Genomic DNA, 12,603 nt, shown 5'->3' with positions numbered 1-12,603 from the left:
TCGGTCCGCCCGGCCCGCTCACGTATCGGTCACCTGCCGCCCGGTGTCCTGCACGGGGCAGCTGCCGGACACCGAGCAGTGCCGGCAGCCGTCGTTGCGCATCGCCAGATAGCTGGGACCGCGGGTGGCGGCCGCGGCCTGATGGATGGCGTCGCGCCACTGCTCGACACCGTCGGCGTCCAGCGCGGCCTGCATCCGCTGCGCCGCGCCCTCCTTGGTGCTCGGTTTGGCGACGTAGACCAGCCGGGCACCGCCGGGTTCGGCGTCGGGCGATCCGTCGTCCAGCGCGCCCGCGGCCGCGGCGACCTGGTAGGTCGCCAGCTGCGCGTGGTCCTGCGCGGCCTGCTTGGAGATCGGCGTCTTGCCGGTCTTGACGTCCACGATCACGAAGCGCCCGAACGCATCGCGCTCGACCCGATCGACGCGGCCCCGGATCCGCACGGCGTACTCCCCCGGCGCGCGGGCGGGCAGCACGCAGTCGACCGGCACCTCCACCCCCAGTTGGGTGAGTTCGTTGCGGGTGTTGTGCAACCAGGCCAGGAACGTGTCCAGCATGGATTCGGTGCGGCGCAGTTCCTGGCGGGAGTGCCAGCTGTGCGGGCCGTCGTCGGAGGCGGTGGGATCGACGGTCTTCCAGGCGCGCACCAGCGCGGCCTTGACCTGCGCCTCCGACACCTGTCCGGCCAGCGCCTGCACCAGCGTGTGCACGAGGTTGCCCTTGACCGCGTACGGATTGTCGCCGTCGCTGCCGCCGTGGCGCTCGAGGGCCCAGCGCAGCGGGCAGGTCTGCAACAACTCGACCGTGGACGGGGACAGCGCGACCGGGCCCTGGTCGTCTCCCCACAGCGGCATCTGCGAGCTGAGTTCGGCGGTGCCGTACCAGTCGTCGGGGTGTGCGCCGCGCACGCCCGCGCGGGCCAGCCGGGCCAGTTCGCGCGCCGCGCGCTGCCGACGCCGCGGATTCTCCTCGCAATCGCATGCGACACCGCGCAATTCGGCGATCAGTGCCTGCATCACCAGGGCTCGGCCGGGATCGACCGGCGACGGGATGCGGCCCGGCTCGCTGGAGTCGGCCGTCTCGTCGAGTTCGCCGAGGAACCGGGAGGGCACCAGATCACGGTCGCCGCTGACCGATTCGACCGCGGTGACCAGCAGCGACCGCCGCGCGCGACTGCAGGCCAGCAGCAGTAGTCGCCGCTCCTCGGCCAGGATCGGGGCCGCGCGGCTCACCCGGTCACCGGAATCCACCACGCCGGCGACCAGGTCCACCAGATCCTCGATGCCGAGCAGCGTGCCGCGCGGGCGCAGGTTGGGCCAGATCCCTTCCTGCACACCGGCTACCGCGACGACATCCCATTCCCGGCCCGCGGCGGCGTGCGCGCTGACGATGGCGACGGCGTCGCCCGGGTCGGTGAGCGGCGCCGAATCCTGCGGGATCTCCTGGAGCTCCAGATATTCCACGAAGCCCTCGATGGTGGCGCGCGGCAGCCGGTCGACGAAGGCGGCCGCGGCATCGAACAATCCGACCGCCGCATCCAGATCGCGGTCGGCCTGCATGCCGACCGCGCCCCCACGCTCGGACTGCCCGACCCAGCGCCGCTCCAGATTCGACGCCGTCCACAACGCCCACAACACGTCCTCGAGCCCCGCGCCGCGCCGCGCCGCCTTCCGAGCCCGCCCCACCGCCTTCAACACCCGCCGCAACGGCGCCGCCTCCACCTCGGTGAGCCGATCCAGCACCGTGAAATCCCCCACCCCGGTGATCAGCTCCCGCAACACCTCCGCCGACGATCGATCCAAATCCGGAGAGTAAGCGGAATCCACTGCCTCCCAAGCGAAGTCGTCATCCACAACACCCCCCTTCGCCTGGCCGGTCACATCGGCGGGGCCTTCCGCTTCCCTCGCGGCAGCGGCGGGGGCGTCGTCACCGTCGGCCGCGCCTGCCCACGGGTCGTCGGTGGCGGCGCGGGATCCGCGCTCCAGGAGGGTGCGGCGGATGCCGCGGCGGAGGCGGCGGAGGGTGATCTGGTCGGCGCCGCCCAGGGGGCCGGAGAGCAGGTCGAGGGTGTCGTCCTCGGTGAACAGGTCGGGGCGGTCGCGGTCGCCGGAGAGCAGGGCACGTAAGGACAGCAGCATCCAGGCCGCCCCGCGGCGGCGGGCCAGGGGAACGTCCGGTTTCGGTTGCAGGACGGGCACTCCCGCTGCCAGCAGGGCGCGGCGCAGCGGGGCGAGGAACAGCGGTACCGAGCGGACGACGACCGCCATGCGCGACCAGGGCACGCCGTCGGTCAGATGGGCGCGGCGCAGGTGGTCGGCGATCAGGGCGGCTTCCTTCGCCGGGGTGGTCAGCACCCGCACCTGGACCTCGCCGCCGTCCGTGACCGTTTCGGCTGTGACAGTGGGGTTTTCGCGTCCGTCGAAGCGCTGCGGCGCGCTGCCGGGCAGCCGCCCGGACACCCGGACCACGGCCTCGTGCACGGCACGCGCGCAACGATGATTCTCGCGCAGGATGATTCGCCGCTCGGCGGGCACGTCCAGCTCGGCGACGAAGCGGGCGTCCGCGCCGCGGAAAGTGAACACGGACTGGTCGGGGTCACCGGCCACCACCGTCGTCGCCGCGCCCGACCCGATGGCGCGAACGAGTTGCGCCGCAAGCGGATCCAGATGCTGCGCGTCGTCGACGAGCAGACAGCGAACCCGCTCGCGTTCGGCCGCCAGCAGCTCCGGGTCCAGCGCCAGCACATCCAGTGCCGCGCCGACGAGCTCCGCGGCGTCCAGCGCGGGCGCACTCGCCTCCGGCGCCTCCACACCGACCGACCAGCGCAGCAGCATAGCCTGCTCGTAGCGCTCGGCGAAGCGGCCCGCGGCCTCCCATTCCGGCCGGTCGTACCGGCGGCCCAATTCGACCAGGTCCTCCGGCCCGAGCCCGCGCTCGGTGGTGCGGAGCATCAGATCGCGCAACTGCTCGGCGAATCCGATCGTGCCCAGCGCCGGTTGCAGTCGCTGCGGCCAGCGGTCGGTGTCCCCGCCGTAACCCTCCTGGATATCGGCCAGCTCGCCGCGAAGCATCTCGCGCAGCACCACGTCCTGCTCGGCGCCGGTGAGCAGCCGTGGCGGCGGGTTGCCGTGCGCGGCGGCATGCCGGCGCACGATCGCGAAGGCGTAGGAGTGCACCGTGCGAACCAGCGGTTCCCGCGTCGCCCCGGGCACCCCGCCGAACGCGGCGGCCAGTTGCCGGGTGACTGCGTTGCGCACCCGCAGCGCCGCCTGCTTGGAATGGGTCAGCACCAGAATCGAATCCGGGTCCGCGCCCGCGGCGATCCGCTCGGACGCGATATCGGTGAGCAGCGCGGTCTTACCCGACCCCGGGCCGCCGAGCACCTGCCAGGGCAGCCACCCGGCCGCCCCGGCCGCGCCGTCGAACAGCGCGCGGACCTCGGCCCCCCATTCCCGCACCCGGGGGGCCGTCTCGCCGCGACGCACCAATCGCACCGAGCCATCCGATCGCATCACGACCGCTATTTCAACAGACCCGTCCGACAGAAATGCGGCCACCGCAGCAAACCGCGTCCCCGATCACCGCCGTATCCGCGCTGTGATAGGCATCGCACACCACCGTTATTGCCCGCCCGATTTTCACTGTCGAGCCGGAACCGTCGATTCGAACATATATTCTGTTCCTCGACGCGGCTCAACTCCGGTTGGCGGCGGCTGTGGACATGTGTTCCGCCATTGCCGCTGCCCACGTCGCGCCGTCCTGACCGAATTGACGTGCCAAGGCTTGCCAGTGCTGGGGGGCGAGTGGGTCGACTACGACCGCGTGTTCGGGTGGTAGTCGCGCCAGGGCGGATTTCGGTGGGTTCAGCAGGGTTGCGGTGCGCCAACCGGGATGCCGCCAGGGCGCGGGCAGTTCGCCCTCGTGTTCCAACAGCCACCGCGGCAGCACCATTCGCTCGTTCGCGAATCGGTCGCCGGTGGTGTCGCCGTTGCGGCGGTAGACAGCGGCCTGATCGCGTTGGCGGGCAATGAATCCGGGCATATCCAGCGTGCCGTGGAACCGTAGCAGCGCGCAGGTACTGCCGTGGTCGGCGTCGAGTTCGGTGAGCTGGCCGTAGACCGCGCGGGCTCCCAGCGGGAGGCGATCGGACACCCATTGCAGCACATACAGCGTGCACTGGATGGCGCCCATGGCCCGGATCAGGGCGATGAACCACTCGTCCACATCCGCTGCCCCGCGCGCGTCCGCCAGTCGCGTCCATGGACGCGGCAGCAGGTCGGTCAGCGCCGCCGATGCCGCCGCGGAGAATCGTGCGGGCCGGTCGGGCTCCGTGAACGACAGTCGCGTCCAGTCGTGCACGGTCGCCGGGACGTGACCGTCGAAATAGCGGCGGACCAAGTCCTCCGGGGTGTCGTCGTCGCGGACCGCCCACAACAGCATGGTGAGCGCACGCGCCGCGCCGCGTGCGTCGCGACACAGGCCGCCGTCCACGACGTCGAGAACGAACTCCGTTGCGGCAGAGATACTTCCAGACTTCCAGGCGTGATACAGTGCGGCTCGCTGCAGACGTGCCGACTCCAGCACAGAGCTGTCACCATCGGATGATGCCGAGTTTCGGCACACCTCGCGGTGCGCCTCCCAGCGAACGAACAGGTCGACCAACCACTCCGACGGCGGGTATCGCGGGTGCTCGGCCAGATAACCACTCAATTCGGCGTCGGGCGCACTGTCGATAGCGTGGTGCAGAAGCGGTGTGCGCATACCGGTGAACCGCAAGCCAACGGCCTGCTCGAGGCCGCGAGCGAGGTCGTGGACAACGCTGTGCCGGGCCCGCCGATCCGATACGGAATCGGCGGCATGCGGCGTCACCGCCTCGGATGCGCTGACGAACAACGCCTCTTTCATCAGAAAGGCGAGTACCCCCGCGAGTGTGTCCAGCCCGCGGACACCACGATCGGCGGTGAAACCGATCGGGATCATCCCAGCACCCCGAGTCCGCCGACGACCCCCACGATGTCGCCGCCATTGCGCCGCGCCACCTGAAACCCTTTGAGCAGCCACTCGCGGATGGGCCGTGCGCTGGTGCGGTCGTACTCCAGGCCCACATGGGTCCAATGCACACCGAGCGCGTCCAGGAACTTCCGCGGCTTGGTTTGCTCGGCGATCTCCTCGATATCGGCGAACACCGAACGCAAATGCGTGCGGACCTCGTCCGTGGTCTCCTGATGCAGGGACAGGTATACGCCGTCCGTCGATTCAGTGAAGTCACCGAAGACCACCAGTCCGGGTGGCCGGGGCACGCGTTTGCCACCGTCGAACAGCGTGCGGAGCAAGTCGTACGAAGGATTCACGCCGCGGTGGATCTCCCCCACCTGCCCGGCATCCGCACCCGACACCGGCACCACGATCGGCGCGGGCCGGTGCCAGGTGAACATGACCAGTATGTTCGGCCCGCTGTCATCGGCGAGCGTCGACCCCTGCACATAGTCCGCGACCGCCCGGTCCGCGACAGCGTCGAAGGCCAGGAAACAGACAGTCGAGTACGCCTGCCGGAACCGCCTCAGATTCTCCGCTTCCAGCAGGCTGGGCAGTTGCTTGATATTTCCGCTGTCGAAGCGACCGATGGAGGACGCCTCCTCCAGGATGGCTTGCACCGAGATGACCAGCACGACAAGAACAGTAGCGAGACGCGATGACACCGCGTGGACGTTCGCCGGTATGTTCCCGTGAACTTGGCTCTCGCATCGACCTGGTGCTGCCCGCCGATGCTGGTAGGGCGCTGCGCCACTGGCGGAAGCCGGTGCCCGGGCCAAGGCGAACGCTGCCGGTGGAGAATCGTCAGCAAGTGCCATCATGCCTGCGGGACAGCCGTTTTCGCTTGTCAACCGCCGTCACGCGAGTCCAGGCTGAGGTAACGTGTGGATCGCCAACGGACCTCGGCGATCGCGATCCGATCCGCCGAAGTCCTTGCACCTGTGAGGAAAGGGCAAGAGACGAGTGGATCTTCGTGACGTCCCGAGCGGACCCGGCCGTTTGCCTGTCGTCGGACACGGCTGGAGAATGTGGCGTGATCCGGTCCAGTTCATGGTGGACCTGGCCGGCGTCGGGAAGATCACGCGAGTCGATATCGGCAGCCGCGTCGTCTACGTCATCACCGATTTCGAACTACTGCACCGGGTGTTGGTGGAGAATTCCGACGCCTACGAGCGCGGGCTTCTCTTCGAACGTATCCGCCTCATATTCGAGGATTCGTTGATCGTCGCGGATGGCGAGGAACACAGGGATCTTCGTCGCCTGCTGCAACCGGCGTTCCACCGAGCAGAGCTGGACAGCTACGCGCCCGTCATCAAACGTAACGCGGACGCGCTGGCGAGTTCGTGGCGACCGGGCCAGATCATCGAAGCTCGTTCCGCGCTGCTGGACGTGGTGATCGCCAATCTGCTGGGGTCCTTGTTCTCGCACGAGCCCGAAACCGCGGAGCTCCAACTGATCTCGGGCCTGATCGAGGATATCGGCGCGGGCGCCATTGTCGGCAGTGTGCTGCCCAAACAGCTGGCGAGCCTGCCATTGCCGGTGAACCGCAAATTCCTGTCGGCGGGAACCCGGCTGCGGGGCTACTGTCAGGAACTGCTCGCCGCGCGCCGGGCCGGGGGCGAGCGCCGGGACGACCTGCTCGACATCCTGCTGTACTCCTCGGACGCGGAACACCGCAGCGACAAGTTCCTGGCCGCGCAGGCGGTCACCGTTCTCTTCGGCGGTATCGACGCCTCGACCGCCACGCTGACCTGGGCGCTGTACGAGTTGTCACAGCGTCCGGAGGTGGCGTCGAAGCTGCGGCAGGAAATCTCCGCCGCGGGCGAAGCGGATCCCCGCAGCCTCGACCAACTCGACTACCTGAACCGATTCCTGAACGAGGTCACGCGGTTCCATTCGCCACTACTGCAGACCAGGCGCACCGTCACCACGGTCGAACTCGGCGGGTTCACCTTTCCTGCCGGAACCGATATCGGCTACAGCATCGCTGCCGTTCACCGCAACCCGCACATCTTCCCCGAGCCGCACACATTCGACCCCGATCGGTGGTCCGGCGGGAACTCCGGCTCGAAATGCCGGAGCTTCGTTCCGTTCAGCATGGGCAACCAGATGTGCCTCGGCAACAATTACGCCTGGCAGGCCATGCAGACGATACTGCACAGTTTGCTGTCGAAGTGGGAGTTCAAGCCGGTCGCGACCAAGCCCGTGCGAGCCATGGGCCCGATCCCCGGCATGCGAAGTCTTCCGCTCGAGGTTCAGCCGGTATCGGTGTGATCGCGCGGCGGCCCGGCTCAGGCTGCGCGTGATTTGGTGAGCGAAGCCGCCCTGCGATATCCGGATATCCGGCGCCCGAGGATGGGCAGCACGGCGGTGAGGACGAAAAGGGCGACGGCGACGACAACGAAGTAGAGCAGCGAGCCGTTGCGGCCGAAACGAGGGATGAAGGCGACTTCCTGCCCGGTCGCGGCGACCGCGTTGAGGAACGGGGCATAGGCCTGCAAGGTGTACCCGTGGGGTAGCAGATTCATGGAATTCTCGGCCACATAGACCCAGAACAACAGCACGGCGACGGCGGCGGACGGAGTGCGGATCATCGACCCGGCCGCGACGCCCACACCGCACGCGGCGAACGCGTAACTCGGCACGGTCCACAGGAAACGGATACCGGCGGAGTCCGTAATGTCCACGTCCCCATAGATTTGCGGGAACTGGTGCGGCAGCGTGACCATGACGACGACGAGCAGGACGACTGTCGATATCGCCGTGATGATGCCGTAGTAGATCCACCGGGCCAACGCGACCGTCCAGGATCGGGCGAACAGAAACGCGTTGAGATCGCTTGCCTGACCGCGCCATTGGGTGGCATGGGCGTAAGCGGTGGCGACCATCATGACCGACACCGACAAGGTGATCACCCAGTACACGGAGTTGGTGGTGGAGACCGTGGCCAGGTAACTCTGTCCGGGCAGGCTCGCAAGACGTTCTGCGACAGCGGCGATTCCGAACGTGACGGCCAGCGGCAGCACGAACGTGAGGGGGACCGCGACGGTCCACAGGAAGCCACGCCCGGTGGTGCGGGTCCATTCGGCGGCGATGCCGCGGCGGATCAGGGTCACCGGACCGGGGCCGCTCACGGGGCCACACCCGACGTCACGTCGGTCGGCAGACCGGCGATCCGCAGATAGGCGTCCTCGAGGCTGCTCTCGCCGGGCTCGAGGGTGTCCATCAGGTGAGCGAACGGCTGGTCGGCCAGAATGCGCCGGTCACCGAGGATGACGATGTGGTCGGCGTTGCGTTCCACCTCGTCGAGCAGGTGCGTGGCGACCAGGACACACGTCCCGGCGTCGGCGAGACGGCGCAGCAGTTCGCGTATCCAGCGGATGCCCGCGATGTCGAGGCCGTTGAGGGGTTCGTCGAGCAGCAGGGTCCGGGGCTCGGAGAGCAGCGCGGCGGCGATGCCGACGCGTTGGAGCATCCCGAGCGAATAGTGGCCCAGCCGGCGATCGGCGACCCGGACGAGGTCGACGATCTCGAGCACATCGCCGACCCGGCCGGTGGGCAGTCCACGCGCGCGGGCGATCCAGCGCAGATGCCGCCGCGCGGTGTGACGTGGGTCGAAAGCGCGGTAGTTCAAGTGCATTCCGAGGGTTGCCGGTGTGGTCCGATGTGCCCGGACGAGCGTGCCGTCGACCCGGACGGTGCCGACGGCAGGCGCGATGACACCGCAAATACACCGCAGCAGCGTGGTTTTGCCGGTGCCGTTGAGGCCGATCAGGTAAGTGAGTGCACCGTCGGCCACGGTCAGTTCGGGAACATCGAGGACGGTCACGCCGGGATAGCTCAGCGTGAGGTCGCGGATTTCGATCACCGGCGCGCGCAGCCCGTCAGAAGTCGCAGGCCATCGCCAGTCCCACGGCCTTGACGCCCTCACACACGGAACTGTTGGACAGCTTCCAGACACCATCGATACGCTTCCAGACCACGCGCGCAACCAGATCCGGCTGTCCCGCCGACTTGCTGCGCAGCATGGCGGTGTGCACGTTGCCCGCGTGGGTCTCGGGACCGGTGATCTCGTTCGACCCGCGCGGAGCGCGGTACATGCCGATGTTGTAGAGCGTGCGCGCGACCACGACCGCGCGCATGCCGCCTTCCATATTGGCGGCCTTGGCCTCGTCGGAAGCGGGTTGTTCGATCAGGAACGCGACCTGCGCGTCGAGATCGTCCAGGGTGGGAACCTCCTTGGTGATGAGGAATTCGCCGGGAGCGGCGGCGGCGACAGGGGCATTGACAACCGAGACGCCGGTTGTGACCGCGGCGACCGTTGCGATCGTCGACACGACACCAGCGACAATGTTGAGGGTCTTCATTTCTTCATCCTCTGATCGACTGGGGCAGCACCTGATGCACGCTCGAATGTGCAGGCGGCCAACACAATGGCGGGTTCGAGACTACTCCGGTCGGATCGGATTCTCAGGGTTTGCGGCCGATCGCACCGAGCATGACCATTCGAGTGTCCGGCAAGCCGGGGCGCAGCCACTGCTGTACCGGCACCACACCGGGTTCGAGCAACTCGAAACCGTCCATGAACGCCTCCGTTTGCGCTGTGGAGCGGAAACAGACCTGGGCCGAGGTGTTGGCGGTGCCGGCGAGTACCTGGAGTATCGCCGGGTCCGAGTCACTGGAGCCGTGCGTGAGCGCCAGATAGCTGCCCGGTGCCAGCCGATCTCGGAAACCGGCGACGATGCCGGCGGGGTTTTCGTCGTCCATCACGTAATGCAGCACACTGACGAGCGTGATGGCTACCGGCTCGTCGAGATCGATCAGGCCGCGCTCGCTCAGTTGATCGAGGAGCTCGTCGGGGCGGCGAACATCTCCCAACAGCGCTGTCACACCGGCCGATCCGGCCAGCAGCGCGTCGCAATGGGCGAACACTAGCGGATCGTAGTCGACGTACACCACCCGTGCCGACGGCTCGATCTCCTGAGCCACCTCGTGCACATTGGGCGAGACCGGGATACCCGAGCCGAGATCGACGAACTGGCGGATACCGGCATCGGCGGCCATCTCGACCGCTTTGCGCATGAATGTCCGGGTGAACCAGGCCAAGGTCTTGAGTTCGGGTGCGCTCGACAGCAGTTGGCGCGCCATGTCCCGGTCGACCTCGTAGTTGTCCTTCCCGCCCAGCAGGTAGTCGTACACCCGGGCGGAGTTCAGCTGGCCGGGATCGAACGGTTCCGGTGTCCGATTGCGTTCCGGCGCAGGGCCTTCAGTTCCTTCGACCACGGTGCCACCGTAGCCGATCGCCCCCTCGGGTGGGTGCGCGTCCACAGATCTGTCCTCGACGGACTGTGCGGTCGGTAGCCGAGCGGCCGTCTTACGGCTCGGTTCGAGCCAAGTCGACCGCGTGTGCGACCGCGGACCGCGCCCGCTCGACGGTCTGGTAGCGGCCCAGACCACACGGGGCCGCGACGTCCAAGCGGCCGCCGTAGGCCGACTCCGCCGCCGCCAGCGCCTGTCGTGCTTGCGCGAGCGGCTGCGCCGCATGTGCGAGCCCGGCGACAACCCGCGTGCCGGCAGGCAATTCGAGGCCCGCCAGGGGTGCGTAGTAGCGCGGCCGCACCGGCGCCTGGCTGCCGTCGCCGATGGGCAGGTGGACGAAGTCGAGATGTCTACCGGCGGGCCAGTATCGCGCTATGGCGTTGGTCAACGCGACGACCGCGGCGGTCGATCTCGGCGCCACGACCGGCTTGTCGTCGAGGCTGCCGTAGCACAGATGCACGCCGAAGCGGGAATCATGCGGCGCCCGGCCGACCAGGCGCGCGATCGCTCGACCGGCCGCGGCGGCCGGGCCCTGCCGCAGGACCCCGGGCATCCGCGCACAGAGGAGCGTCTCCGCGGCCAGTTCGAGTTGGAATACGACGTTGCCCTGCAACATCTCCTGAATACGGACGATCTCTCGGACGGTGGCGTCGAGAATCGGACGGTAATAGGGAAAAGTGCGGTCACCACGGCGGGCAGAGCCGCGACGCAATCTGAGCATCCGCGCTTCGAAGGCGATGAAACCGATGACGAAGGGCGTCGGTATGCCCACCTGCAGGCGCAGTCCGGGATCGGTACGGCGCAACTCGGTCAGCGCCTCGACGGCACGCTCGGTCTCCGCCGCGTAGCCGAGCGCGGCGTCGATATCGGCTTCGCCCAGCGAGTGGCCTGCCCGAAGCCGAAAGGTGTTGCGGGAGCGCAGTGTCGACCAATCACCGCGGCGCACGGGCTCCAGCGCCGGGATGCTGTCGAGCCGGTCGATGATCGGCCTGATGTACCACTGGGCGCGATATGGATCCGCTTCGCCGCCGGGAACCATGCCGTCCAGGAACTCACCGGCGGTGTCGACGGCGAAGGTCATCGCCTTCTCCGGGCTGTCCAGCTGCGCGGGCAAGCTGCCCACGAAGTGAACCCTACGCTTCGGCTGCACGGCGCCAGTGTCGCATATGACTGTCCCGAGCGGACGGTCGGCGTCACATCTCCGGGCTCGATGTCGTTGTGCCGCAGCACAACAAACCGACCGGATCGTTCCAGCTCGGGTGCTCGATCAGCTCGTGCCGCCCATGGTCGTCGCGGTGCGTGCCGGGAACCGGTAACCGACGAGTTCTTCGGAGATCGTCCAGATTCGGCGGGCGTCCTCCAAGCTGCGCAGGCGGGAATACAGTTTCTGCTCGGCCGGCGGGCCGGACAGGTGCCGGAAACCGTTGGGCCCGTAGAGATGTCCGCCTTCCGCGGCGGGCGATGTCGCGGCGTACAGTGCGGGCAGCAGCGCCGACTCGACCTTACCGAACAGGATGCCGCGTGCGGACAGGGCGCGGACCAACCGCACCAGCGGCGTATCCCGTGCGCGGCCCACCTCCGGGCGCGCGGCGAGCAGATTCGTGGGCGTCACCCCGGGGTGGGAGAGATTGCTCGTGATGCCCCAGCCACCGGCGCGGCTGCGCCGATCGAGTTCGAGACCGAACAGTCCGAACGCGATCTTCGACTGACTGTAGGCCCCGTTGCCGTTGTACTTGCGCTCCCACTGCAGGTCGTCCCAGTTGATGGCGCGTTGGTCGGCGGCGATGCTGATCTGCGAGGTGACCCGCGCCTGCCCCGCGCGCAGCAGCGGCAGCAGCCGGGCCACCAGGGCGAAGTGCCCGAGGTGGTTGGTGCCGAACTGCAGCTCGAAACCGTCCCTGGTGGTCTGCCGCTCGGGCGGTGTCATCACCCCGGCGTTGTTCACGAGAATGTGGATCGGCCGCCCCTCCGCGGTGAGCCGGCCGGCCAGCGCGGCGACGGACGCCAGCGCGGACAGATCCAGATCACGCAGGGAGACTTCGGCATTCGGATGCCGCTCCCGGATCTTCGCGATCGCGGCCTCACCCTTCGCCGGGTTGCGGACCGGCATGACGACCTCCGCGCCCGCCGCGGCGAGGCGGGTCGCGAGCCCGAGGCCGACACCGTCGCTCGCGCCGGTGACCACCGCGAGCTTGCCCGCGAGATCGGGAACCGGGATATCCGGTGTGGTGCGTGCCATGCGTGGGGCCTCC

Annotated in this window: 10 protein-coding genes; 1 reads left to right on the top strand and 9 read right to left on the bottom strand. The window is 68.3% G+C overall.

Annotated features, from left to right (window positions below; translation table 11 throughout):
• Positions 1 to 18: 18 nt before the first annotated feature.
• The 3 genes from NWFMUON74_RS07230 to NWFMUON74_RS07220 form a co-directional block, all read right to left on the bottom strand.
• A complete protein-coding gene (locus NWFMUON74_RS07230) occupies positions 19 to 3,510 on the bottom strand; it encodes an ATP-dependent helicase (protein WP_187688995.1) in 3,492 nt (1,163 codons plus the stop codon).
• A 181-nt stretch (positions 3,511 to 3,691) separates the two neighbouring features.
• Positions 3,692 to 4,978, bottom strand: coding sequence for a hypothetical protein (locus NWFMUON74_RS07225; protein ID WP_187687182.1), 1,287 nt, complete (start codon positions 4,976 to 4,978; stop codon positions 3,692 to 3,694).
• Positions 4,975 to 5,667, bottom strand: coding sequence for a hypothetical protein (locus NWFMUON74_RS07220; RefSeq protein ID WP_187687181.1), 693 nt, complete (start codon positions 5,665 to 5,667; stop codon positions 4,975 to 4,977). The genes NWFMUON74_RS07225 and NWFMUON74_RS07220 overlap by 4 nt, the downstream gene beginning before the upstream one ends.
• Before the next feature lie 328 nt (positions 5,668 to 5,995).
• Here NWFMUON74_RS07220 and NWFMUON74_RS07215 point away from each other — a divergent pair, with 328 nt between their 5' ends.
• The gene (locus NWFMUON74_RS07215) at positions 5,996 to 7,306 is read left to right on the top strand and encodes a cytochrome P450 (protein ID WP_269475323.1); all 1,311 of its coding nucleotides are present in this window, start codon (positions 5,996 to 5,998) and stop codon (positions 7,304 to 7,306) included.
• Between the two features lie 17 nt (positions 7,307 to 7,323).
• On the opposite strand, the gene NWFMUON74_RS07210 is transcribed toward NWFMUON74_RS07215, so the two are convergent.
• The 6 genes from NWFMUON74_RS07210 to NWFMUON74_RS07190 form a co-directional block, all read right to left on the bottom strand.
• Positions 7,324 to 8,166: an ABC transporter permease gene (locus NWFMUON74_RS07210; RefSeq protein WP_187687179.1), complete on the bottom strand. Its 843-nt coding sequence runs from the start codon at positions 8,164 to 8,166 to the stop codon at positions 7,324 to 7,326.
• Entirely contained in the window at positions 8,163 to 8,900 is a 738-nt protein-coding gene (locus tag NWFMUON74_RS07205; protein ID WP_187687178.1) for an ABC transporter ATP-binding protein, read from the bottom strand. The genes NWFMUON74_RS07210 and NWFMUON74_RS07205 overlap by 4 nt, the downstream gene beginning before the upstream one ends.
• A 16-nt stretch (positions 8,901 to 8,916) precedes the next feature.
• Positions 8,917 to 9,399, bottom strand: coding sequence for an MTB12 C-terminal domain-containing protein (locus NWFMUON74_RS07200; protein WP_187687177.1), 483 nt, complete (start codon positions 9,397 to 9,399; stop codon positions 8,917 to 8,919).
• Between the two features lie 103 nt (positions 9,400 to 9,502).
• A complete protein-coding gene (locus NWFMUON74_RS07195) occupies positions 9,503 to 10,315 on the bottom strand; it encodes an SAM-dependent methyltransferase (protein WP_232110891.1) in 813 nt (270 codons plus the stop codon).
• Between the two features lie 91 nt (positions 10,316 to 10,406).
• Positions 10,407 to 11,474: a hypothetical protein gene (locus tag NWFMUON74_RS35895; RefSeq protein WP_232110890.1), complete on the bottom strand. Its 1,068-nt coding sequence runs from the start codon at positions 11,472 to 11,474 to the stop codon at positions 10,407 to 10,409.
• A gap of 144 nt (positions 11,475 to 11,618) precedes the next feature.
• Complete coding sequence (locus NWFMUON74_RS07190; protein ID WP_187687175.1) at positions 11,619 to 12,590, bottom strand: SDR family oxidoreductase; 972 nt, start codon at positions 12,588 to 12,590, stop codon at positions 11,619 to 11,621.
• Positions 12,591 to 12,603 lie beyond the last annotated feature (13 nt).

This window comes from Nocardia wallacei (assembly GCF_014466955.1).
GTDB classification, from domain to species: domain Bacteria; phylum Actinomycetota; class Actinomycetes; order Mycobacteriales; family Mycobacteriaceae; genus Nocardia; species Nocardia wallacei.
The sequence above is the reverse complement of the archived record's forward strand: the minus strand, read 5'-3'. Positions and strand labels throughout refer to the sequence as shown.

Coding starts and splice junctions, on each gene's coding strand:
- NWFMUON74_RS07225 (WP_187687182.1), bottom strand. CDS start 4,978: ATGATCCCGATCGGTTTCACCGCCGATCGTGGTGTCCGCGGGCTGGAC.
- NWFMUON74_RS07230 (WP_187688995.1), bottom strand. CDS start 3,510: ATGCGATCGGATGGCTCGGTGCGATTGGTGCGTCGCGGCGAGACGGCC.
- NWFMUON74_RS07190 (WP_187687175.1), bottom strand. CDS start 12,590: ATGGCACGCACCACACCGGATATCCCGGTTCCCGATCTCGCGGGCAAG.
- NWFMUON74_RS07200 (WP_187687177.1), bottom strand. CDS start 9,399: ATGAAGACCCTCAACATTGTCGCTGGTGTCGTGTCGACGATCGCAACG.